Origin of the sequence: Thioalkalivibrio sp. ALD1 (genome assembly GCF_000381245.1) — a bacterium.
Classification (GTDB): Bacteria; Pseudomonadota; Gammaproteobacteria; order Ectothiorhodospirales; family Ectothiorhodospiraceae; genus Thioalkalivibrio.
Genome location: NZ_KB906243.1, coordinates 195,397 through 215,893 on the forward strand (window position 1 = coordinate 195,397; position 20,497 = coordinate 215,893).

At 66.0% G+C, this 20,497-nt stretch carries 26 protein-coding genes; 16 read left to right on the top strand and 10 right to left on the bottom strand.

Translation table 11 applies throughout. The annotated features are described in order from the left end of the window. Window positions 1–18 precede the first annotated feature (18 nt). Window positions 19–450, top strand: coding sequence for a hypothetical protein (locus F623_RS0108260; protein ID WP_018862047.1), 432 nt, complete (start codon window positions 19–21; stop codon window positions 448–450). 10 nt (window positions 451–460) lie between these two features. Continuing rightward, window positions 461–1,423: a patatin-like phospholipase family protein gene (locus tag F623_RS0108265; protein WP_018862048.1), complete on the top strand. Its 963-nt coding sequence runs from the start codon at window positions 461–463 to the stop codon at window positions 1,421–1,423. 111 nt (window positions 1,424–1,534) lie between these two features. Here the strand turns inward: F623_RS0108265 and F623_RS0108270 are convergent, their stop codons facing one another. Beyond that, window positions 1,535–1,789: a Smr/MutS family protein gene (locus tag F623_RS0108270; protein ID WP_018138049.1), complete on the bottom strand. Its 255-nt coding sequence runs from the start codon at window positions 1,787–1,789 to the stop codon at window positions 1,535–1,537. 122 nt (window positions 1,790–1,911) lie between these two features. Between F623_RS0108270 and corA the strand changes: the two genes are divergently transcribed. Next, window positions 1,912–2,985, top strand: coding sequence for a magnesium/cobalt transporter CorA (corA, locus tag F623_RS0108275; protein WP_018862049.1), 1,074 nt, complete (start codon window positions 1,912–1,914; stop codon window positions 2,983–2,985). A gap of 105 nt (window positions 2,986–3,090) precedes the next feature. Here the strand turns inward: corA and F623_RS0108280 are convergent, their stop codons facing one another. After that, window positions 3,091–3,435, bottom strand: a complete 345-nt coding sequence (locus F623_RS0108280; protein ID WP_018862050.1) for a PilZ domain-containing protein — start codon at window positions 3,433–3,435, stop codon at window positions 3,091–3,093. 217 nt (window positions 3,436–3,652) lie between these two features. Here F623_RS0108280 and F623_RS0108285 point away from each other — a divergent pair, with 217 nt between their 5' ends. From F623_RS0108285 to F623_RS0108305, 5 genes are all read left to right on the top strand, one after another. Further along, window positions 3,653–3,985, top strand: a complete 333-nt coding sequence (locus tag F623_RS0108285) for a DUF3634 family protein (protein WP_018862051.1) — start codon at window positions 3,653–3,655, stop codon at window positions 3,983–3,985. A gap of 137 nt (window positions 3,986–4,122) precedes the next feature. Further along, window positions 4,123–5,322, top strand: a complete 1,200-nt coding sequence (locus F623_RS0108290) for an NnrS family protein (RefSeq protein ID WP_026279366.1) — start codon at window positions 4,123–4,125, stop codon at window positions 5,320–5,322. Window positions 5,323–5,482: 160 nt separating this feature from the next. Continuing rightward, window positions 5,483–6,112: a MarC family protein gene (locus tag F623_RS0108295; RefSeq protein WP_018862053.1), complete on the top strand. Its 630-nt coding sequence runs from the start codon at window positions 5,483–5,485 to the stop codon at window positions 6,110–6,112. A gap of 174 nt (window positions 6,113–6,286) precedes the next feature. Next, window positions 6,287–7,228, top strand: a complete 942-nt coding sequence (locus F623_RS0108300) for a DUF5996 family protein (RefSeq protein ID WP_018862054.1) — start codon at window positions 6,287–6,289, stop codon at window positions 7,226–7,228. 206 nt (window positions 7,229–7,434) lie between these two features. Beyond that, window positions 7,435–8,100: a DUF3012 domain-containing protein gene (locus tag F623_RS0108305; protein WP_018862055.1), complete on the top strand. Its 666-nt coding sequence runs from the start codon at window positions 7,435–7,437 to the stop codon at window positions 8,098–8,100. A 133-nt stretch (window positions 8,101–8,233) separates the two neighbouring features. Here the strand turns inward: F623_RS0108305 and F623_RS0108310 are convergent, their stop codons facing one another. From F623_RS0108310 to F623_RS0108320, 3 genes are all read right to left on the bottom strand, one after another. Beyond that, complete coding sequence (locus F623_RS0108310) at window positions 8,234–8,998, bottom strand: SDR family NAD(P)-dependent oxidoreductase (RefSeq protein WP_018862056.1); 765 nt, start codon at window positions 8,996–8,998, stop codon at window positions 8,234–8,236. Between the two features lie 143 nt (window positions 8,999–9,141). Continuing rightward, window positions 9,142–9,504, bottom strand: coding sequence for a nucleotide pyrophosphohydrolase (locus F623_RS0108315; RefSeq protein WP_019024870.1), 363 nt, complete (start codon window positions 9,502–9,504; stop codon window positions 9,142–9,144). Between the two features lie 190 nt (window positions 9,505–9,694). Beyond that, a complete protein-coding gene (locus F623_RS0108320; RefSeq protein WP_018868398.1) occupies window positions 9,695–10,600 on the bottom strand; it encodes a LysR family transcriptional regulator in 906 nt (301 codons plus the stop codon). A gap of 121 nt (window positions 10,601–10,721) precedes the next feature. On the opposite strand from F623_RS0108320, the gene F623_RS0108325 reads away from it, so the two are divergent. The 5 genes from F623_RS0108325 to F623_RS0108345 all read left to right on the top strand — a co-directional run bounded on the left by F623_RS0108325 (window position 10,722) and on the right by F623_RS0108345 (window position 13,139). After that, on the top strand, window positions 10,722–11,171 hold the full coding sequence (locus F623_RS0108325) for a DoxX family protein (RefSeq protein ID WP_018862059.1): 450 nt from the start codon (window positions 10,722–10,724) through the stop codon (window positions 11,169–11,171). Window positions 11,172–11,244: 73 nt separating this feature from the next. Then, entirely contained in the window at window positions 11,245–11,463 is a 219-nt protein-coding gene (locus F623_RS0108330) for a pirin family protein (protein WP_369771999.1), read from the top strand. Between the two features lie 49 nt (window positions 11,464–11,512). Next, on the top strand, window positions 11,513–11,614 hold the full coding sequence (locus F623_RS13500; protein WP_018862061.1) for a hypothetical protein: 102 nt from the start codon (window positions 11,513–11,515) through the stop codon (window positions 11,612–11,614). A 26-nt stretch (window positions 11,615–11,640) separates the two neighbouring features. Continuing rightward, the gene (locus F623_RS0108340) at window positions 11,641–12,225 is read left to right on the top strand and encodes an NADPH-dependent FMN reductase (protein ID WP_018862062.1); all 585 of its coding nucleotides are present in this window, start codon (window positions 11,641–11,643) and stop codon (window positions 12,223–12,225) included. After that, window positions 12,225–13,139 (top strand): pirin family protein, encoded by a 915-nt coding sequence (locus F623_RS0108345; protein ID WP_018862063.1) that lies wholly within the window; start codon window positions 12,225–12,227, stop codon window positions 13,137–13,139. The genes F623_RS0108340 and F623_RS0108345 overlap by 1 nt, the downstream gene beginning before the upstream one ends. A 48-nt stretch (window positions 13,140–13,187) precedes the next feature. Here F623_RS0108345 and F623_RS0108350 read toward each other — a convergent pair whose 3' ends face one another. Both F623_RS0108350 and F623_RS0108355 read right to left on the bottom strand, forming a co-directional pair. After that, window positions 13,188–13,943, bottom strand: coding sequence for an RES family NAD+ phosphorylase (locus F623_RS0108350; protein ID WP_038040435.1), 756 nt, complete (start codon window positions 13,941–13,943; stop codon window positions 13,188–13,190). 5 nt (window positions 13,944–13,948) lie between these two features. Further along, window positions 13,949–14,308 (bottom strand): MbcA/ParS/Xre antitoxin family protein, encoded by a 360-nt coding sequence (locus tag F623_RS0108355; protein ID WP_018862065.1) that lies wholly within the window; start codon window positions 14,306–14,308, stop codon window positions 13,949–13,951. 232 nt (window positions 14,309–14,540) lie between these two features. Here F623_RS0108355 and F623_RS0108360 point away from each other — a divergent pair, with 232 nt between their 5' ends. Further along, window positions 14,541–15,383 (top strand): M48 family metallopeptidase, encoded by an 843-nt coding sequence (locus F623_RS0108360; RefSeq protein WP_051074684.1) that lies wholly within the window; start codon window positions 14,541–14,543, stop codon window positions 15,381–15,383. 12 nt (window positions 15,384–15,395) lie between these two features. Next, window positions 15,396–15,722 (top strand): DUF3634 family protein, encoded by a 327-nt coding sequence (locus F623_RS0108365; protein WP_026278733.1) that lies wholly within the window; start codon window positions 15,396–15,398, stop codon window positions 15,720–15,722. A gap of 50 nt (window positions 15,723–15,772) precedes the next feature. Here the strand turns inward: F623_RS0108365 and parE are convergent, their stop codons facing one another. Then, window positions 15,773–17,659 carry a DNA topoisomerase IV subunit B gene (parE, locus tag F623_RS0108370; RefSeq protein WP_018868397.1) on the bottom strand — a complete coding sequence of 629 codons (1,887 nt, stop codon included), beginning with the start codon at window positions 17,657–17,659 and terminating at the stop codon, window positions 15,773–15,775. Window positions 17,660–17,790: 131 nt separating this feature from the next. Between parE and trxA the strand changes: the two genes are divergently transcribed. Further along, window positions 17,791–18,666, top strand: a complete 876-nt coding sequence (gene trxA / locus F623_RS0108375; protein ID WP_018868396.1) for a thioredoxin — start codon at window positions 17,791–17,793, stop codon at window positions 18,664–18,666. A gap of 110 nt (window positions 18,667–18,776) precedes the next feature. Here trxA and F623_RS0108380 read toward each other — a convergent pair whose 3' ends face one another. Together F623_RS0108380 and xerD are read right to left on the bottom strand one after the other, a co-directional pair. Further along, complete coding sequence (locus tag F623_RS0108380) at window positions 18,777–19,490, bottom strand: DsbC family protein (protein WP_018862070.1); 714 nt, start codon at window positions 19,488–19,490, stop codon at window positions 18,777–18,779. Between the two features lie 92 nt (window positions 19,491–19,582). After that, entirely contained in the window at window positions 19,583–20,488 is a 906-nt protein-coding gene (xerD, locus tag F623_RS0108385; protein WP_018862071.1) for a site-specific tyrosine recombinase XerD, read from the bottom strand. Window positions 20,489–20,497 lie beyond the last annotated feature (9 nt).

A 20,497-nucleotide genomic window follows, 5' to 3' on the forward strand; every position in this document is an offset into this window, starting at 1 on the left:
ACGCGGATCATCGAGGGCATGCTGAATGCCGTAAAACGCTGGCTGGGCCGAGAAGACCCCCTGAGCGGGGCCGCGCGGGCGATCGACCGCGGCCGCTCGGGGATCGAGACCGTGCTGGGCCTGCCTCACCGGCTCGCCGTGCCACTGTTGCGCCGCCACTTTGGCGAGGCGGTTCACCCCTCCGACGAGGACTTCCGCGAGACAGGCCAGAACGGGTACTGGTCCCTGCCCACTCCCGGTTCGGAGTTCGAAGTCCGCCTGTTCGGCGACGATACCGGGCGCGTCACCGTCGGTACGGTTCGCGGCACGAACGTCTATTCGGGGCTGGTGGTGGTCAGCGAATGGTCGCCGGAAAACCCGGTGGCTGTTTGGCAGGTCCGCCTGGAAGATTCGGCCACCGAGTCTGCGCGAACGCTGCACGACTTCCTGCTAGGCGACGCCTCCTCCTAGCGACCCGGCGATGGACGATCGCGAACAGTCGATTTCGCTGGTACTGGGCAGCGGCGGGGCTCGCGGCTTGGCGCAGATCGGGGTCATCCGCTGGCTGGAGGAGCACTCCGACTATCGCATCCGCTCCATCTCGGGCGCCTCCATGGGCGCGCTGATCGGCGGCATCTACGCAGCAGGCAAGCTGGATATCTACGAGGACTGGGTGAAAACGCTGCGCCGCCAGGATGTCTGGCGGCTGCTGGATTTCTCGTTTCGCGGTGCCGGGCTGATCCGGGGCGATCGCCTGATCGGCAAACTGCGTGACATGCTGGGCGACATCGACATCGAAGAGCTATCGATCTCCTTTACCGCAGTAGCCACCGATATCGAGCGCGAACGCGAGGTCTGGCTGAACACCGGCTCGCTGTTCAACGCCATTCGCGCCTCCATCGCCATCCCCACTGTGTTCACCCCCGTGCACCATCACGGGCGGCTGCTGGTGGATGGCGCCCTGCTGAACCCCGTACCCATCGCACCGACCCTGAACGACCACACCGACATAACCGTGGCCGTCAGCCTGAACGGGCGCATGGGCGACGAACTCACGCGCGTCACCCGCCCCAACGCCTTCGATGACGTCGACGCCGAAAAACTGGGGCGCAGCCGCCTGAATCAGCGACTGCAGGGCGTATTGCCGGACCGGGTCGGCGGCTGGCTCCAGGACTGGCCAGGCAAGCTGGGGCTGGGCTCCACGACCGCCGGCATGAGCCGCGCCCAGGAGGCCCGGGCGCTCAGCATGATCGACGTCGTCTCCCATTCCATCGAGGCCATGCAGGGCTCGATCGCACGCTTTCGCATTGCCGCCTACAACCCCGAGCACCTGATCGAGGTGCCCGTCAACGCCTGCGGCATCTTCGACTTCCACCGCGCCCGCGAGATGATCGAACTCGGCTACCACCTCGCCGAACGCAGCCTGGGCGACCAAAGGCCGTAAGCCCCACCCCCTTCCCCCTGTAGGAGGCCAGCCCCCTGGCCGATGGGGTTCTGCTGGCCCCGGATCGGCCAGAGGGCTGGCCTCCTACAAGGAAAGAGGGAACGGCCTTGCTCAGTGCTTGAAATGCACAAACAGTCGGCCGTGGTTCTTCGAGTCCTTCTCCACCCGGTGGTAGCGCTGCTTGATCTCCGGCTGCTGCAAAAAGCGCAGCACGCGCTTTTTCAGTTGTCCGCTACCCTTGCCGTGGATGATCTCTACCGTCTTGATACGCTTGTCGCAGGCCTCTTCGATCGCGCCATTCAGCGCCGCATCGATCTTGCGCCCGTTACGAAAGCACTCGTGCAGGTCGATGGAAAGCCGCGACATATCCGTCCTCTGTCCAGGGTCACCGCGATGCAGCCTGCCAGACTCGCCGCGCGTGCGCAGCCGCGTGTCGCCCTCACGCATGAACGCCCTATACTCGGAGCAACTCCGCTCCGGAAGACCCCATGACACGACTGTTCGAGAAGACCTATCCGCAACCCGGAACGCCCCCGGGCCACGGGGTACACGCTCACGAACATTCCCACACTTCCGACGCCAGCGTTTCCGCCTGGCACTACCACAACGAACAACTCAATCCCCTGGACCCTGAAACCGTGCTGCACGACGGTGCGCCGGCGGACGGGTTCGTCTGGCTGCACTTCCAGGGCACACCCGGTCCGGGCCAATTACACCGCCTGGGCGAGACGTTCGGGCTGCACCCGCTGGCGCTGGAGGACGTGCGCCATCGCGGCCAGCGCCCCAAGCTCGACTACTTCGGCGAGCACGCAGTGATCATCCTCAACCAGCCGCAGCTGGATGGCGATACCGTGCGACTGGACCAGCTCAACCTGTTTGTACACGCGAAGTTCGTGATCAGCGTACACAGCGGCGATACCGACCCGTTCGAGCCCATCCGCCAGCGCATGCGCGGCAGCAACCGCAACTTCAACCGCCTGGGTGCCCCGTACCTGGCCTATGCCCTGATGGATGTCGTCGTGGATCAGGCCTTCCCGCTGATGGAGCAACTCGGCGACCGTATCGAAGACCTGGAAGAACGCGTACTCTCACAGCCCAACCACGACACCCTGAGCCGCATCCATGTCGTACGCCGCGAACTGCTGGTGCTGCGCCGCCAACTCTGGCCCACGCGCGACGTAGTTACCCGCCTGATGCGCGACAACCAGGACCCGTTCGGCCCAGAGATGATGCCCTGGCTGCGTGACGTCCACGATCACACTATCCAGATCATGGACCTGCTTGAGTCCTACCGCGAAATGGCCTCCAGCCTGATCGAGGCCTACCTCTCGGCCATCAATCAGCGCTCCAACGACGTGATCCGTGTTCTCACCATCATCGCCACCATCTTCATCCCGCTCACCTTCATCGTCGGCATCTACGGCATGAACTTCGACCACCCCGAAAGCCCATGGTCGATGCCCGAGCTCTACACCTACTACGGCTACCCCGTCCTGCTCGGCATCATGCTCGCCGTCGTTCTCGGGATGCTCTACCTGTTCCGCCGACGCCGCTGGCTTTAACCCCACTCCGGCCTCGCCAACGGACCGGCGTCGTGGCGATTTCTGTGGATGACCCCAGCGCCGGGGCGGCGCCCGGAGACAAGGGCACTGCCATCAGGGCGCGGGCTATCTCGAATCGGGCGGGAGCCCGAAACTCTCGCGCATCAGGTCGAGCAGGCCATCGACCCTGGACGGATCCTCGGTCTCGAACATCGCTCCCACTCCATACTCGTCCAGGCGCATAACGATGCAATGCCAGACATGAGCCCGACCATCGGCCGCCTCTTCCGGACTGACGAGCAACCGCAGTCTGGAATTCTCGGAGAGACCCGCAACCGGCAACTCCAGATACAGCCCGCTGAGACTGACATCCCGGATCCGGCCACTGACCCGGTACCCCGGGGCACCGGGTGGATTCTGTATCTCGGCGGTCATGCAGACCGCCCTGCGACGCCCTTCCCGAAGCTCCATTAGCCACCCCCCGGCAGTGCCTCCAGCCACGGCATCTTCGTGTCTCTCCCTGGACTGTAGTGCATACAGAAGGCGTCGGCGCTCGGGCCATGCCGACCCGTCCTCACTTTGAACCGCAGGCAACGGGATGCCCCGGCCCCGCGCAATGTGATAGACCCACGATCGTGTGCGCTACACTGGGCGCCAACCCGCATCACGCCTGGCACCGCAACCGGTCATGCTCCTCACGCTGTTGGTCATGCTCTTCGTACTGGGACTGGGTATCGCCCTGATGATCTGGCATGCCCGGCAGGTGTTTTCCGTGGAGCTGCGTCGTGGTTCGGTCCGTGTCCGGCGCGGCAAGCCGCCGGCTGGATTCGTGCGCGGCTGCGAGGACGTGGCACGACAGTTCGGGCTCAAGCGGGGCCGGATCGCTGCGGTGCGGACCGACGCGGGTGTTCAGCTTCGCTTCTCCCGCGATCTGCCAGCAAAGACCCACCAGGCCTTTCGCAACGTCTGGGCGCCCCCGCCGGGCGGCGGAGGTAGCGGCGGCATGCGCGCGACGGGATAGCAGCCTGGAGCAGCGGATTACTCGCTGTACTCGCACTAAACAGTAATAAAAATGCAAGATATGGGAGCGGACCGATTTTCCGGGAGGTGCCCGCAGCGATAGTGGGTACCGGCACGGCGGAGCCAAAGGGGGCGAACGTGAAGCTGAACATCGAGCAGCCCGGGCAGTACCGCTTTGGCCTGAGCCATCTGGGATTTCGCCCGTTCTTCTTGCTGGCCGGGCTGTACGCCGTGCTGGTCGCGGGTCTGTGGACCTGGCTTTACCACGTCGACATGGCGGCGCTGCCCACGGCCGTCTTTGGCGGGCCCTTTGCCTGGCATGGCCATACACTGATCTTTGGCTACGGCATGGCGGTCGTCGCCGGGTTCCTGCTCACGGCCGTGCGCAACTGGACCGAGATGCAGACGACCCACGGGCCCGCGCTGCTGGTGCTGGCCGGGCTCTGGCTCGGCGGCCGCGTGGCGGCCTTGTTCGGGGACCCCGGGCTGGTCGCGATGGCGCTGTTTGATCTCGGCTTCACCCTCTGGCTGCTGGCCGCCCTGGCCCGCCCGGTGTGGAAGGCGCGCCAGTGGGGCCAGCTGGCAGTGATCGGCAAAGTCGCCTTGCTGGGGGCCAGTAACGGGCTGTTCTACCTGGGCGCCTTCGACCTGCTCGATGGCGGCCAGCGCCTGGGGCTGTACTCCGGGGTCTACCTGCTGCTGTCGCTGATCCTGATGATGGGCCGCCGGGTCATCCCGTTCTTTATCGAGCGCGGCCTGGACGGGGCCTTTACGCCGGTAAACCGGGCCTGGCTGGACCGCCTGGCTCTGGTGCTGTTGCTGGCCTTCTGGCTGGTCGAAGTCTTCCTGCCCTGGTCAACCGTCGCAGCGGCGCTGGCGGCCGGCCTGGCCGTGGCACACGGCGTGCGCTGGGCGGGCTGGCATACGCCGGCGCTGTGGCGCAAGCCACTGCTCTGGGTGTTGATGCTGGCCTACGGCTGGATCGTGATCGGCTTTGCGCTGCGGGCCGCGGCCGAGTTCACGCCCCTCGCGCCGATAGCCGCACTGCACGCCTTTACCTACGGGGGCATCGGCCTGATAACCCTGGGCATGATGACGCGCGTGGCCCTGGGCCATACCGGGCGCAATGTCTTCGATCCACCGCGCATCCTCGGGGTACTCTTCGCCTTGCTGGCCATCGGGACGCTGGCACGGGTGGCCGGACCCCTGCTCTGGCCGGCCCTGACCGCAACTTGGATGGGGGCCTCGCAGTTCCTGTGGATCGCGGCCTTCGCCGGGTTCGTCTGGGTCTACGCGCCGATGCTGATCAAACCTCGCATCGACGGGCGTTACGGATAAGCCGAGGCGACAGGGCGGTAGCACCGACAGCACCGCACGGCCAAGCGCTGGACTGCCCTGCCGCGCGCACCATCTGCAATGATGCAGGGTCTGTGCAGCCCGCAGGCAACGCGCCGGTAGCCAGGAACAGTTCGCAACGCGAAGGGTATCGGGGAGATCAATGCTGGAACTGGGTGTGGTCGCACTGGCGACCTTCTTCGTGACCGTTGGGCCCGTGGACGTGGCGGTCGTCTTTGCCGTGCTGAGCCAGGGCATGACACGGGCCCAGCGACGCCGGATGGCCTGGCGCGCGGCATTGCTGGCGACCGGCATCCTGCTGCTGTTCGCGCTGTTCGGCGAGGCCGTGCTTTCGGTGCTGGGCATCACCATGCCGGCGCTGTACACGGCCGGCGGCATCCTGCTGTTGCTGATCGGGATCGACATGGTCTTCGCGCGCAGTTCCGGTGGGGTGTCGGCGACTCCGGCGGAAACCAGCGAGGCGCGCAGCCGGGGCGACATCTCGGTGTTCCCGTTGGCGACACCCATGCTGGCCGGGCCGGGCGCGATGGGGGCGGCAATCCTGCTGATGAGCCGGGCCGGCGATGACTGGATGGCTCAGGCGGTGGTGCTGGGCGCCCTGGCGGCGATCATGGTGCTGGCCCTGATCTGCCTGCTGGTCGCATCGCGCCTGCAGCACCTGCTGGGGGTCACCGGCGCCCATGTGCTGACCCGTATCCTCGGCGTGCTGCTTTGCGCACTGGCCATGCAGTTCATATTCGACGGCCTCGAGCAAAGCGGCCTGCTGGGCTGAGCACCGGCTTCGTACGCGGCCGGGATCACAAGCGGGATGTTCGACAGCAAGCCCTTCGCGGGGGTCTACACTCCTCAGGATGGCCTAACAGATTCCTCGGGATTGATGGGCGCGCCCTTGTGCTAGCGCTTCCGCTCGATTCGCAATGGCCCCGGATCAGCCCCGGAGGATCGCATGCCCGCCCACTCGCAGAATGGACCCACCCACTGGCCCGAACTCCCACCCCTTGATCAGTGGGAGGATACCTGTACCACGGTCCACATGTGGACGCAGATTGTCGGCAAGATCCGTCTCGAACTGGGGCCCTGGGTGAATCACTCGTGGGGTTCCACGCTGTATGTCACCAGCACCGGGCTGACGACATTGCCGATCCCCTATCAGGGGCAGACCTTCACCATCGACTTCGATTTCGTCGCGCACCAGCTGGTGATCACCACATCGAACGGCCGCAAGGTGCTCTTTACGCTGGAACCGATGAGCGTTGCCGATTTCCACGACAAGATCTTTGACGCACTTGCGTTCCTCGGCATTCGTGTAGCCATCCTCGCGCGCCCGGTGGAGGTACCGGAAGCCACCCCCTTTGCCAGGAACACGCGAAACCGCAGCTACGATCGCCATGCCATCCACGCTTTCTGGCAGGCATTGGTGCAGGCGAACAGGGTGTTCTCGGAGTTCCGCGCGGGCTTTCTGGGAAAGTGCAGCCCCGTGCACTTCTTTTGGGGTGCGTTCGATCTGGCCGTCACGCGCTTTTCCGGCCGCGAGGCGCCGAAGTATCCCGGCGGTGTCCCCAACTGTGCCGACTGGGTGATGGACGAGGCTTATTCCCATGAGCTGGCGAGCTCCGGCTTCTGGCCCGGCACGGGGCTGGGCGAAGCGGCCTTCTATGCGTATGCCTACCCGGAACCCGACCGATATCGCGAGGCCGCCATCCAGCCCGCCGCGGCCCGTTTCCACGAGGGCCTCGGGGAATACATCCTGCCACTCGACGCTGTTCGAACGTCGACGGATCCCGATGCCGCACTGCTGAGCTTTCTGCAGAGCACCTACCAGGCGGCTGCCGACAATGGCCGCTGGGACCGCGGAGCCCTCGAGTTCGTTCCACCCGGCCCGAGATAGCGGCAGGACAGACCCTTCGGAGCCGCCCTGGCTCGCACGCGGGACTCGCAAATGCGCTGCGGCTCCCAAAACCCAGCGCAAACGCGTGCATTTGGTGCTATGAACTATGTAATCGCCGCCTGTTCGCACTCCATTCGCTGTTGGCCGCGGTTCCCGTCCTGTTGTAGTGATTTGTGTTCGGTTAGGGGGAACCGAGGGAGGCAGCCATGAACACCCTACCGAGCTTTACCGTGCCAGCCATCGCGGGGCTGGCGTTCGCATTGATCACGTTTTCCGGTTGCGGCCAGTCGAACGACTCGGCCCAGGCTGCGGAACCGGACACCCTGATCCAGGAAGAGCCAGATGCGCCAGCGATGGAGCGCGCGATCGGCTTCATGGAGTCCTGGATCGAGTTGTTCGACACCATGAGTGCGGAATTGGCCGGGGTCGACAGCCGGGAGGCCGCCAATGAGCACGCCACCTGGCTGACCGAAGAACTGACGCCGCGCCTGGAACAACTGGCAGGCGAGATGATCGTCTTCATGGAGTCGATCGAGGAACACGAGATGGAGGTCATGGAGGCGTCGTTTGATGCCCCGGAAAACCACCAACGCATGCTGGAACTGGAAGGACGCATGGAGCAGTCGCTGGATCGACTGGAAGAAAACATCATGCGTGTCGAGACCACACATGCAACGCCGGCACTGGAGATGGCGTGGCTGAACTTCGCCCGGACCAACGAGCGGCTGGAACGGCAGATGGAAGCCACGTTCGCCGGTGGCGCGCAGACGGTTGGCAGTCCCGCATGGTGTGACGCCATGGCCAACACGCCCCAGGCCCAGTGGTCGATGAACGACGCCTTCGCCTTTGCGAACCACTGCGTGGGGCGCTGATGCGAGGCTCCGGCATAGATTCCGGAGCCTCGCTTGCGGGTTCAATCGACATATTGCCGCGGCCCCTGCGGGGCCTCGCAATGACGTCACCGCCTTGCGCGCCGAACGATGACGAGTGGCGCGCGCCTGCAAACTACTGCGAGCAAAGGCCGCCGTCGACAACAAAGGTATTGCCGGTGCAGCCGGAGGCCGCATCGGACAGCAGGAACACCGCCATCCCGGCGCATTCCTCGTTGTTCACGTAGCGGCCCAGCGGGATGCGCGCCTCGAAGGACTTGTGCACCTCGTCGGCGTGGCCCGGGTCCGCCTGCTCTTCAATGGACTGCATCATGCGGTTCGCGACCGGGCCGGGGTTGAGCGTATTGACGCGGATGTTCTCCGGTCCCAGCTCGGCGGCCAGGCACTTCATCATGCCCACCACCGCGTGCTTGCTGGACACGTACGGCGACAGGCCGGCCGCCCCGCGCAGCCCGGCTACGCTGGAGGTGATCACGATGCTGCCGCCATTGCCGCGACGCAGCGCCGGCAGGGCCGCCTCCGCGCCCAGGCGCACGCCATGCACGTTGACGGCAAAGACCTTCTCCCACGCCGCGTCGGAACGGCTGTCGAACGGGCCGACCTCGCCCTCGATCCCGGCGTTCAGGAACACGCCATCCAGGCGCCCGAAACGTTCCAGTGCCGTCGCGACCATGCGCTCGTTGTCTTCGCGCCGCGTGACGTCCACGGCCAGGCCCACCGCCCGCTCACCCAGGGACTGGGCGATGGCCTCCACCGGCCCGGCCTCGCGGTCGGTAATCACCACACTCGCGCCCTGCTCGTACGCCATGCGCGCCGTGCTCTCGCCGATACCACCGGCGCCACCGGTGATTGCGATCACTTTTCCTTCCAGGGGGCTCATGCTGTGTCTCCTTCGTCATGCAGTCGGGGAATCGCGGCAAGACGCTCGCGGATAAAACCATTATCAGCCGGGCAAAGGCCAGGAATCTTGATCCGGGTCACGACTCTTGCCGCATACACCTCCCGGCGAACCGAACGAGCGAATTACAGGTTCGTGTACTTGCGTGCGAGGCCTCGCGCCTTGTCCACCGGGTATTTTTTCGCGTTGGTTTCCAGCTTGTCGCTCGCGGCCTGCACGAGGTCGATGTTCAGCTTGCGGGCCAACATCAACAGATAGATCTGCACATCCGCGATCTCGGCTCGAACCTCCTCCAGCGCCTCGCCGGACAGGCCGCGCGACTGCTCCTCGGTCAGCCACTGGAAGTGCTCAATCAGCTCGCCGACCTCGCCCGCCAACGCCATCGAAAGATTCTTCGGCGAATGGAACTGCGCCCAGTCGCGCTCTTCGACAAACGCCTCCAGCCGCGCCGCCAGCTCATCCAGCTCCCGCGTGTTGTTCGACCCCATGGCCATCACTCCCGTCGCATCCATTTCTCTGGACTCGTCACCGTAACGAACTCTCGCGGCGCCGTAATCCGCCTGCTAGTGGCCCGCGGAGTAGCAGGAGCGACATCACCGGGATCTTCATATGCCGGAGATCCCGGCTCTTCGCTTCGCGGCGGCCGTGATGACATGCGCCGACCAACCGATGCCAGGCCTACCGCGACGCCAGCTCGTTCGGCGTACCTAGCTGCTCCGCCAGGAAGTCGATCAGGGCGCGGGTCTTGGGCAGGAGGTAGCGGCGACTGGGGTAGACGGCGTAGATGCCGAGCGTGGCGGTTTCCCAGTCGGGGAACAGCGCCTGCAGGGCGCCGGTCTGCAGATGTGGCTGCAGCAGGAACTCCGGCTGGTAGACGATGCCCTGTCCGGCCAGGGCCGCGGCGACGCAGGTCTCGCCGTTGTTGCTGCGCAGCACGGGGCGGGTCGTGACCGCGACCGGCCCGTCCGGGCCCGTGAGGGTCCAGTCGTCGCCGGTCGCGTGGTAGCTGTAGGCGATGGTGGCGTGGTCCGCCAGCTCGCGCGGGTGTTCGGGTCGACCGCTGGCCGCCAGGTAGTCCGGCGCGGCACAGATGCGCATGCGCGTGGTCGCCAGGCGGCGCGCGACCAGGCTGGAGCTGTCGAGCGTGCCAATGCGCACGGCCAGGTCGAAACCTTCGTCGACCAGATCCACCGAGCGGTCGTTCAGGGTGACGTCCAGTTCCATCCGGGGATGCCGCGCCGTGAATGCGCCCCACAGCGGGGCCAGGTGCTGGATGCCGTAGCTCACCGGGACGTTAATCCGCAGCCGCCCGCTGACGGCGGTGCCGCGCTCGCTGATCTCGCCCTCGGCGGCGGCCAGTTCCTCCAGCAGCAGCTTGCTGCGCCCAAAGAAGGTCTCGCCCTCGCTGGTCAGCGACAGGCGCCGGGTCGTGCGGTGCAGCAGCCGCGCGCCCAGCCGTTCCTCCAGGCCGTTCACCGCGCGCGAGACGGCCGCCTTGGACAGGCCCAGCGCCTCCGCCGCATGCACGAAGTGCCCGGCCTCGACCACGGCCACGAAAATCTGCATCTGCTGGAAACGATCCATTGTTTCACTATGCGCAACTATATGTGCCTTTTATAGCTGTTTATTGCTTACCAGGAAATAGACAGACTCTCCCTGACCGGCCAGAACCGCCGGCCTTCGCAAACCATCCAGGAGAGTCCAAATGAATTCGTCCTTCATGCAGCAGCTGTTTGGCACCAACGCCGGCTGGGCGGCCCTCGCCCTGCGCATCCCGGTCGGGATCATTTTCATGGCGCATGGCGCCCAGAAACTGTTCGGCTGGTTTGGCGGTCACGGTCTGGAGGGGACCGGCCAGTGGATGGCCTCGATCGGGCTGGAGCCGGGCTTTCTGATGGCCCTGCTGGCCGGTGGCGCCGAGTTCTTCGGCGGTCTGGCCCTGATCATCGGTTTGCTGGTGCGCCCGGCGGCGGCCGTGCTGGCCTTCACCATGGTCGTGGCGATCTTCGCCGTACACTTCGAACATGGCCTGTTCATGAGCAACAACGGCTACGAGTTCGCGCTGTCGCTGCTGGCCGTCTCCGTCGCACTGGCGATCAGCGGCGCGGGCCGGGCCTCGGTCGACAACCACCTCGCCGGGATGTACCGCGGCTAGTCGAAATACCCCATGCCGGGCCACCTGGCTCGGCATGGGTCGCCTGATGGGTAACACCCGGGAGGAGGACACCATGATCACCCTGCGCCCCAGTGCCGAACGCGACCATGCCTGCCACGGCTGGCTGGAGTCCCGCCATACCTTCTCGTTTGCCAACTATTTTGATCCGGACCATATGGGCGTATCGGACCTGCGCGTCATCAACGAGGACCGGGTCGCCCCGGGTGCCGGCTTCGGCGCCCACCCGCATCGGGACATGGAGATCATCACCTGTGTGCTAGGGAGACGCTGATTGATACGTACAGATCACCCGGGGCGAACTGAGCCTGAACGGCCAGACGATGGCCGCCGGCGACGGCGCCACGGTCCGTCAGGAACACGGGCTCGAATTCACCACCGACGGCAAGGCCGAGGCCCTGCTGTTCGATCTGCGCGGCGGCTGATGCCGCCCACTGACGAGGACACACCAATGTCACTGCAGCTTCAGACGATCATCGCCAGCACTCGCCCGGGCCGTATCGGCCCCTCGGTGGGCGACTGGTTTCATGCCCTGGCCAGCGAACAGGGCGCGTTCCAGAGCGAGCGGGTCGACCTGGCGGACTTCCAGCTGCCGGTCTATGACGAACCCCAGCATCCGCGCACACAGCAGTACGAACACGAACACACCCGGGCCTGGTCGCGCAGCGTCGCGAGCGCCGACGCCTACGTGTTCGTGATCCCCGAGTACAACTACTCGGCTCCACCCGCGCTGATCAACGCCCTCGACTACGTCTATACAGAGTGGAACTACAAGCCCTGCGCGTTCGTGAGCTACGGCGGGGCCTCCGGCGGCCTGCGCTCGGCGCAGATGGCCCGGCAGATGGTGACAGCCCTCAAGATGATGCCGATCCCGGAGGGCGTGATGATCCAGATGCCCTGGAACCACCTGGACGACAAGCGCCGATTCGTCCCCGAACCGATGCACGATGACTCCGCCCGGGGCATGCTGGAGGAACTGGCGAAATGGGCCCGCGCCCTCCAGCCCATGCGCGACACGACACCCGGAGCCCCCTGATGAGCAACACCCTGGAGACCACCGAACAGCCCTGTACCGCCTCGCCTGCCCCCTGCGCGGCGATCGAGACCGTGCTGCAGCCCCGCGAGCGCGACCTGGGCGGCTTCTCCGTGCGCCGGGTGCTGCCCACCGCACAGCGCCGGATGGTCGGGCCGTGGATCTTTTTCGATCACATGGGGCCGGCGCACTTCCCCGCAGACGAGGGGATCAACGTGCGCCCGCACCCGCATATCGGGATCGCAACGGTCACCTACCTGTTCGAGGGCGAAATCCTGCATCGCGATTCGCTGGGTTCACTGCAGGCGATTCGCCCCGGGGATCTCAACCTGATGGTCGCCGGACACAGCATCGTCCATTCCGAACGCGAACGCCCGGAGGTCAGCGCCGAGGCCCACATCCAGCACGGGCTGCAGCTCTGGCTCGCCCTGCCGGAAGCCGACGAGGAAACCGAGCCCGCGTTTCATCACTATCCGGAACAGTCGATCCCGACCGTCACCGTCGACGGGGTCCCCGTGCGCGTGATGATGGGCAGCGCCTACGGCGAGCAGTCGCCGGTGCGGGTGTTCTCCGAGACGCTCTATCTGGAGGCCCGCCTGCAGCCCGGCCAGACCCTGACACTGCCCGATGCCGACGAACGCGCGGTCTACGTGGTATCCGGCGAGCTGCGCGCGCAGGACACTGCGATGCCGACCCATTCGATGACGATCTTCTCGCACCAGTCCGGCATTGCGGTCACCGCCACCACGGCCTCGACCATCGCCCTGGTCGGCGGCGCCCCCGTGGGCGAGCGCCACATCGAATGGAATTTCGTCTCCAGCCGCCGCGAACGCATCGAACAGGCCAAGCAGGACTGGCAGGACGGCCGCTTCCCGAAGGTCCCCGGCGACGAACACGAGTTCATCCCGCTGCCCTGACTACCGGGGCCGGCCTGCTCTGTGCCGATCGACGTACGGGGAAGGTACTCAGGCGGGTAGCGGCAGGCGGCCCTGATAGAGGAACGGACTCAGAGGAAAATCGTACAGGGTCCCGTCGCGGGGCTTGAGGAAGCGGACGTGCTCGGCGCTGAGCTGGCACAGCCAGGGGTCCTGGCGCGTGGGCTTGTTGCGGGTAAACGGCCGCGGGTTGTAGAGCGCGAGGTTGAGGCCGCCCCCGGTATCGCGGGCAGAGGTGTACTCGAACAGGTCGATCCCGGCCTCGCGCAGGACCGCGCCCAGGGCCTGGGTGGCACGGTAGTCGGCAGGGTGGCGCAGCCGTTCTGCGTGCTGCGCGAACGGCGGCTCCTGGAGCTGCAGGCCTTCGGGGCTCAGGTAGCGCGCGGCGAATAACGTGTGCTGGGTGTCGAGCTTGCGCGACGGCGGTGTGGCCATGCCGTACCAGAAGACGAAGCGATAGAAGGCCGCCTCGGCCAGTACGGTGCGCTCGCTCCGGGCGCCATAGAAAAGACTGGGCTCGTGACGGCGGCCAAAGCGCGAGCCGTGGCGCAGCGGGGGGTAGCGAAACGGGGTCGCCAGCAGGTAGTGCAGCCGTTCGGTGCCGGCGCGCCGGGGTGGCTTGGTCGCCTCCAGCATCTCTTCCAGCACGGCCTGGCGGTCCAGCGAGGAAACGATCTGGTTGGTGGCTACCTGTTCCTGGCTCTCCACCAGACGCAGGACCTCGCCACGCAGTGGGACGCGCGGCGCGGCTTTCACCAGCGCATTCCAGTCCGGCGTGGCAGACACTCAGCTCACAGCTTGCCGCGAATCGCGTCGAGATACTCCAGCACGCCCACCAGCCCCTGCACGGTACGGATTTGCTCGGCCGGCACGCCGCCGGTGTGGTGGTTCTGCGTGTGCATCCAGTGCTTCATCGCCGCGGCATCCCCGCCGGTCAGCACATACAAGGCGCGATAGCAGCGGATCAGCAGCAACGCCAACTCCCCCGGCTTGCTGGCCGGGTCGATGTTGCCTCGACTGATATCCGTGCGTCCGCGCCCGACGACCTCGCCCAGATCCGCCTGGGTAAGACCCAGCGCCTTGCCGGCGTTGACCAGTGCCTCGCGCAGGACATCCGCGCGCTCCGGCGCTGCAACTGTTGCGACACTCATGGGCAACCTCCAGGAACCACCATTACGCACATATTTAATTATTATGTGCTTACTGCACACTATAAACCTGTGGAGCCCAAAGCGCCAGACCAGAGAAACCACCGTGGACCCTGCATCACGCAACGGGCGGGATGTCACGAAGCAGGCGTGCACCAGGGTGCCGGGGCTCCCGATCCATGCGAAAACCCTCTATGTTGGGGAAATGGGTCAACACGAATCGAGAGGGACGGGTATGACAGCCATTGGTATGCGAACGGTGTACGGGCGGCTGGCCGCAGTGCTGGCCCTGATCGGTGTATTTGTACTGGCGAGCGCCTGCGCACCACGGGTGTCGGTGCAGGAGGAGCGCCAGCTGGGCGAGGATCTGGCTGCGGACCTGAACGCGGAGCTGCCCATCGTCGAAGAGCCGGCCATCAACGACTACATCAATTCGCTGGGTCGTTCGATTGCGGCGGTGGCCGACGATCGCGAAGAGATCGACTACACCTTCTACGTCGTCAACGGGCCGGACGTAAACGCCTTCGCCGTGCCCGGCGGCCATATCTATGTCTACCGCGGCCTGATCGAGCGGGCGGATGACATGTCCGAGCTGGCCGGCGTGCTGGCACACGAGGTCGGGCATGTGGTGAAGCGCCACGGCATCGACCAGTGGCGCCGCGCGCAACAGGCGGAAATGGGGCTTGCCGTCGTCTACGGCGTGATTCTTGGACGCGATCCTGGCGCGGCGGAGCAAGTCGCCGTGCAGGTCGGTGCGGCGGGTGTATTCGCCGGCTACAGCCGCGAGGCGGAGCGCGAGGCGGACGACGTGGCCATTGGCTATATGGTGGATGCCGGCATCCACCCCATCGGCCTCGTCTCGTTCTTCGAGACCCTGCTGGACGAGCGCGACCGGGATCCCGGCCGGGTTGAGCAGTTCTTCGCCACCCATCCCACCACCCGCGAGCGCGTCGAGAACACCCAGGCTCGGATCGACTCGCTCCCGCAGGAAACACTGGACGGGCTGGCGCGAGACAGCGATGATTTCCAGCGCTTTCGCCGCGAGGTCGAAGCACTACCGGAACCGGAGTCGGATTAGACCAACATGTCCATGCTCACCGCGCTACTGCTGATGATTGCGCTGCTGCTCGCTGCGGCGGCATGGATCATCTGGCAGGCCAGCATCCTGTTCAGCCTCGAGATCGTGGACGGCAAGCCGCGGGCGCGGCGTGGTGACGTGCCCATGCACTTCGAACATACCGCCCGGGATGTCGCCCGGCGCTACGGGATCCAGCGCGGGCGCGTGACCGCGATGCGCACTCGCGAGGGCGCGCGCCTGCGCGCCTCCGGGTCCATCCCCCGCGAGGCTCAGGGCGAGCTGCAAACCGCCCTGAAGCGCATCAAGCTCGGCCGCCGCAAACGCCGCAAGCGCCGCTAAGTTACGGGCTCGATGACGGGCCGCAGCACCTCAAGGAGACTCGGCAATCTTCAAACGGCGACGTCGGCCAGGTGGCCCTTGCCTTCCAGCCAGGCGCGGCGTTCGGCCGCGCGCTTCTTGCCGAGCAGCATATCCATCAACTGCTGGGTATCGTCGGCGGCGTCCAGAGTGAGCTGCACCAGGCGCCGAGTGTCCGGATTCATGGTCGTCTCGCGCAGCTGCAGCGGGTTCATCTCGCCGAGGCCCTTGAAGCGGGTCACGGCGACCTTGCCCTTCAGCTTTTCCGCCTCGATGCGTTCCAGCACGCCGGCCTTCTCGTCGTCGTCCAGGGCGTAGAACGTCTGCTTGCCGACATCCACGCGATAAAGCGGCGGCATTGCGATGTAGATATGCCCGCGCTCGACCAGCGGGCGGAAGTGCCTCAGGAACAGCGCACACAGGAGCGTGGCGATGTGCGCACCGTCGGAGTCGGCATCGGCCAGTATGCAGACCTTGCCGTAGCGCAGCCCGTCCAGGCTGGCCTGGCCCGGGTCCACGCCCAGGGCCACGGAAATGTCGTGGATTTCCTGCGAGCCCAGCACCTGGTCCGGGTCGACCTCCCAGGCGTTCAGAATCTTGCCGCGCAGCGGCATGATCGCCTGAAAATCGCGGTCGCGCGCCTGCTTGGCGGAGCCACCGGCCGAGTCACCCTCGACCAGGAACAGCTCGGTGCGCTCCAGGTCCTGGCTGGCGCAGTCCGCCAGTTTGCCCGGCAGGGTCGGGCCCTGAGTGACCTTCTTGCGCACCACCTTGCGCCCGGCGCGGCTGCGCTTCTGCGCGTTCTGGATCGCCAGTTCGGCGATGCGCTCGCCCTGCTGCGGGTGCTGATTCAGCCACAGGCTGAAGGCGTCCTTGACCACGCCGGAGACAAACGGCGCGGCCTGACGCGAAGACAGACGCTCCTTGGTCTGCCCGGCAAACTGCGGGTCCTGCATCTTGAACGACAGCACGCTGGCGACCCGCTCCCAGACATCCTCCGGCGCCAGCTTGATACCGCGCGGAAGCAGGCTGCGGAACTCGCAGAACTCGCGCACCGCGTCGGTCAGACCGGTGCGCAGGCCGTTCACGTGCGTGCCGCCCTGGGTGGTCGGGATCAGGTTCACGTAGCTCTCACTGACGACCTCGCCGCCCTCCGGCAACCAGGTCACCGCCCAGTCCACCGCCTCGGTGGCGCCGGCCATCGCGCCCATGAAGGGCTCCTCCGGCAGACGCTCCAGGTCGTCCAGCGCCTCCACCAGATAGTCGCGCAGACCCGCCTGGTAGCACCATTCGCAGGCCTCGCCGGTGGTCTCGTCGCGGAAGGTAACGGTCAGGCCCGGGCACAGCACAGCCTTGGCACGCAGGATGTGCTTGAGCCGGGGGACCGAGAACTTTGCGGAGTCGAAGTACTGCGGGTCCGGCCAGAAGTGCAGCGTGGTGCCGGTATTGCGCTTGCCGACCTCGCCGACCGCTTCCAGGTCCTGCGTCTTGTGGCCGCCGGCGAAGGCCATGCGGTACTCGCGGCCGTCGCGCTTGATCTGCACCTCGAGCTGCTGCGACAGCGCATTGACCACCGAGACGCCCACCCCGTGCAGGCCGCCGGAGAACTGGTAGTTCTTGTCCGAGAACTTCCCGCCCGCATGCAGCGTGGACAGAATCACCTCCACCCCCGGGCGGTTCTCGCGCGGGTGCAGATCCACCGGCATGCCGCGGCCGTCATCGGACACGGATACCGAGTCGTCCTTGTGCAGGATCACGTCGATGCGCTTGGCGTGGCCGCTGATCGCCTCGTCCACCGAGTTGTCGATCACCTCCTGGGCGAGGTGGTTCGGGCGGGTGGTGTCGGTGTACATGCCCGGGCGCTTGCGCACCGGGTCCAGCCCCTCGAGGACCTCGATATCGGATGCGGAATAGCTCACGTGATGGTTCCTGTGTCGATCGCGCGCTCGCGGATGCGCGAAGGGTAGCAAATCAGGGCTGCTTGCAATCGCCCCCATGATCCCAACAATTGCATGGCAAATTCCGTATTCAACGTTCCAGGAGGATTCCCATGGCAGAGGCCGCAAGCGTAACCGGCGAGGACATCCTCGACGTCACCCAGGAAAGCTTCCAGCAGGCCGTGCTGGAAGAGTCCCATCAACGCCCGGTGATGGTCGACTTCTGGGCCGCCTGGTGCGGGCCTTGCCAGCAACTGATGCCCCTGCTGCAGCAACTGGCCGCGCAGTACGCCGGCCAGTTCCGCCTGGCCAAGGTCAACAGCGACGAACAGCAGGCCCTGGCCCAGCAGTACGGCGTGCGCAGCCTGCCCACCGTGATGGTGTTCCGCCACGGCAAGCCGGTGGACCAGTTCATGGGCGTACAGCCGGAACCGAATATCCGCGCGATGATCGACCGCTATCTGGAAAAGCCTTCGGACAGGATCATCGAACAGGCTCGTGAACAGGCCAAAACCGGCGACGTGGACGGGGCCCTGGCCACGCTCAAGGCCGCGCTTGAGGAAGACGCCGACAATGGCGACCTGCGCATCGAACTGGCCCGTGCCCTGGCCCAGTCCGGCGATGCGGGCGCCGCCGAGGCGGAGCTGAACAAGCTGCCGATGGACCAGCACGAACAGGACGCGGTGAAGGAACTGCGCGCGCGGCTGGTGTTCGCCAGGACCGCGGCCGGCATCGACCCGCAGGCCGTGGCGAAGGAGATCCAGTCCGGCGACCCCAGCCCCGAGGCTCTGGAGAAAATGGCCGCCTACGCGATGCTTTCCGGACGTGCCGAGGAAGCCCTGGGGCTGTACCTGCAGTTGATGAAACAGCACCGCGCCTACAACGACGGTGCCGGCCAGAAGGGCCTGCTGGCCGCGTTCAAGGTGCTGGGCGATGACCATCCGCTGGTCGGACAGTACCGGCGGCAGATGGCCTCGTTGCTGTATTGATCAGGCAAACACCGACGCCCTCATCCGCGCAGGTGGGGACCTCACAGGCAAGCCGCTCCTGCAGGTGCTGCATCGGCCAGAGGGCTGGCCTCCTACAGGGGGGTGCTGGCTCAGCTACCGCCGACGATCCGCTCGATGACGGCCTCCGGCTCCTGGTAGCCGGACATCTGCTGGCCGTCCTCGGTCACCAGCGCCGGGGTGCCGCGCAGGTTCAGCTGCTGGCCCAGCGCCATGTGCGCGTCCTGCGGGGTGTCGCAGCTGCCATCGATTTCTTCCAGCTTTTCACCGACCTTCGCGCGATCCATCGCGTCCTCGCGATCGTCCGCACACCAGATTCGGTCCATGATCTGCGGGGAATCACGCCCCAGCACCGGGAACATCAAATAACGCACCTTGATGCCGGCCTCCAGGTACTGCGGGATGTCCTGGTGAAGCTCGCGGCAATAGGGGCAGTTGGGATCGGTAAACACGTTCAGCACGCCGCGGGTGTCGCCGTTTGGCGAGTAGACAACCAGTTCCTCGTCGTCGATCGCGGCAAACATGTCGGCGCGCACCCCACGCAGCGACTCCTGAGTGAGATTGTCGCGAGTATCCAGGTCAATCAGGTTGCCCTGCAGCAGGTACTTGCCATCCCCGGATACATAGAAGATCTCGGTGCCGTAACGCACTTCAAAGATCCCCTCCATACCGGTTTCCTGGATGCTGTCGATCTCGGCGTTGGGAATGACCTCCGCCATGCGCTCTTCGATGGCATCGGTCGCGGTGGCGGTAGAGGTGAAGGCGGTCAGCAGGACGGCCAGGGGCAGTGCGCGTATCAAAAACATGGACTCTCTCGTGGCTGTGCAAAAAACGGCGCCAGTCTAGCAGCCCCGACACAGGGTGCCTGTTAAAACCGGCGAGATCGGGGTAGTAGACGTCAACCGCGGGGATGATGTTCCGCATGCAGGCTCTGCAGGCGGGCGCGTGCGACGTGGGTATAAATCTGCGTGGTCGAAAGGCTGGAGTGGCCCAGCAGCATCTGCACCACGCGCAGGTCCGCACCGTGGTCGAGCAGATGGGTCGCGAACGCATGGCGCAGGGTATGCGGCGACAGGGGCGCCTCGATACCGGCCGCCCGCGCATAGTGCTTGATGCGATACCAGAAGGCCTGGCGCGTCAGCCCCCGGCCACGCCGGGTCACGAACACGGTATCCACCGGCGGGTGACCGGCCATCAGCTCGCCCCGCGCCTCGCGCAGATAGCGTGTCAGCCAGTGCACGGCCTCCTCGCCCAGCGGCACCAGGCGTTCCTTGTCGCCCTTGCCGGTCACGCGGACCACGCCCTGGCGGGTGTTCACCTCGGACTGTTCCAGACCGACCAGCTCGGACACGCGCAGGCCGGTCGCGTACATCAGCTCCAGCATCGCGCGGTCGCGCAGGCCGACCGCGGTGTCCAGTTCCGGGGCCGCCAGCAGGGCGTCGACCTGGCCCTCGGACAGGCTGTCCGGCAGCGGCCGCCCGGCGCGCGGGGACTCGATCCCGGCGCTGGGGTCATCCTCGCGCTCGCCCTGGTGCACCAGATAGCGGTAGAACCGCCGCACGCTGGACAGGGCACGCGTAATCGACTTCGGCCGCGCCCCCGCCTGCATGCGGGCGCTGACGAACCCCAGCAGATCGGCACCACTGGCCGCCTCCAGCGCGACCCCGCGCCCGTGCAGCCAGCGCGCCAGGGCCTCGAGGTCGCGGCGATAGGCCGCCAGGGTGTGATCCGACAGGCCCTCGACCGCCCAGAGTTCGTCGAGGAAACGGTCGAGGGTGTCGGACTGGACAGCCGCGACGGTCACTTCCCGTGC

Bases quoted from the DNA above. Each gene is read 5' to 3' on its own strand.
- F623_RS0108260 (WP_018862047.1), top strand. From the start codon at position 19: ATGCTGAATGCCGTAAAACGCTGGCTGGGCCGAGAAGACCCCCTGAGC.
- F623_RS0108265 (WP_018862048.1), top strand. From the start codon at position 461: ATGGACGATCGCGAACAGTCGATTTCGCTGGTACTGGGCAGCGGCGGG.
- F623_RS0108270 (WP_018138049.1), bottom strand. From the start codon at position 1,789: ATGTCGCGGCTTTCCATCGACCTGCACGAGTGCTTTCGTAACGGGCGC.
- corA (WP_018862049.1), top strand. From the start codon at position 1,912: ATGACACGACTGTTCGAGAAGACCTATCCGCAACCCGGAACGCCCCCG.
- F623_RS0108280 (WP_018862050.1), bottom strand. From the start codon at position 3,435: ATGGAGCTTCGGGAAGGGCGTCGCAGGGCGGTCTGCATGACCGCCGAG.
- F623_RS0108285 (WP_018862051.1), top strand. From the start codon at position 3,653: ATGCTCCTCACGCTGTTGGTCATGCTCTTCGTACTGGGACTGGGTATC.
- F623_RS0108295 (WP_018862053.1), top strand. From the start codon at position 5,483: ATGCTGGAACTGGGTGTGGTCGCACTGGCGACCTTCTTCGTGACCGTT.
- F623_RS0108300 (WP_018862054.1), top strand. From the start codon at position 6,287: ATGCCCGCCCACTCGCAGAATGGACCCACCCACTGGCCCGAACTCCCA.
- F623_RS0108305 (WP_018862055.1), top strand. From the start codon at position 7,435: ATGAACACCCTACCGAGCTTTACCGTGCCAGCCATCGCGGGGCTGGCG.
- F623_RS0108310 (WP_018862056.1), bottom strand. From the start codon at position 8,998: ATGAGCCCCCTGGAAGGAAAAGTGATCGCAATCACCGGTGGCGCCGGT.
- F623_RS0108315 (WP_019024870.1), bottom strand. From the start codon at position 9,504: ATGGGGTCGAACAACACGCGGGAGCTGGATGAGCTGGCGGCGCGGCTG.
- F623_RS0108320 (WP_018868398.1), bottom strand. From the start codon at position 10,600: ATGGATCGTTTCCAGCAGATGCAGATTTTCGTGGCCGTGGTCGAGGCC.
- F623_RS0108325 (WP_018862059.1), top strand. From the start codon at position 10,722: ATGAATTCGTCCTTCATGCAGCAGCTGTTTGGCACCAACGCCGGCTGG.
- F623_RS0108330 (WP_369771999.1), top strand. From the start codon at position 11,245: ATGATCACCCTGCGCCCCAGTGCCGAACGCGACCATGCCTGCCACGGC.
- F623_RS13500 (WP_018862061.1), top strand. From the start codon at position 11,513: ATGGCCGCCGGCGACGGCGCCACGGTCCGTCAGGAACACGGGCTCGAA.
- F623_RS0108340 (WP_018862062.1), top strand. From the start codon at position 11,641: ATGTCACTGCAGCTTCAGACGATCATCGCCAGCACTCGCCCGGGCCGT.
- F623_RS0108345 (WP_018862063.1), top strand. From the start codon at position 12,225: ATGAGCAACACCCTGGAGACCACCGAACAGCCCTGTACCGCCTCGCCT.
- F623_RS0108355 (WP_018862065.1), bottom strand. From the start codon at position 14,308: ATGAGTGTCGCAACAGTTGCAGCGCCGGAGCGCGCGGATGTCCTGCGC.
- F623_RS0108360 (WP_051074684.1), top strand. From the start codon at position 14,541: ATGACAGCCATTGGTATGCGAACGGTGTACGGGCGGCTGGCCGCAGTG.
- F623_RS0108365 (WP_026278733.1), top strand. From the start codon at position 15,396: ATGCTCACCGCGCTACTGCTGATGATTGCGCTGCTGCTCGCTGCGGCG.
- trxA (WP_018868396.1), top strand. From the start codon at position 17,791: ATGGCAGAGGCCGCAAGCGTAACCGGCGAGGACATCCTCGACGTCACC.
- F623_RS0108380 (WP_018862070.1), bottom strand. From the start codon at position 19,490: ATGTTTTTGATACGCGCACTGCCCCTGGCCGTCCTGCTGACCGCCTTC.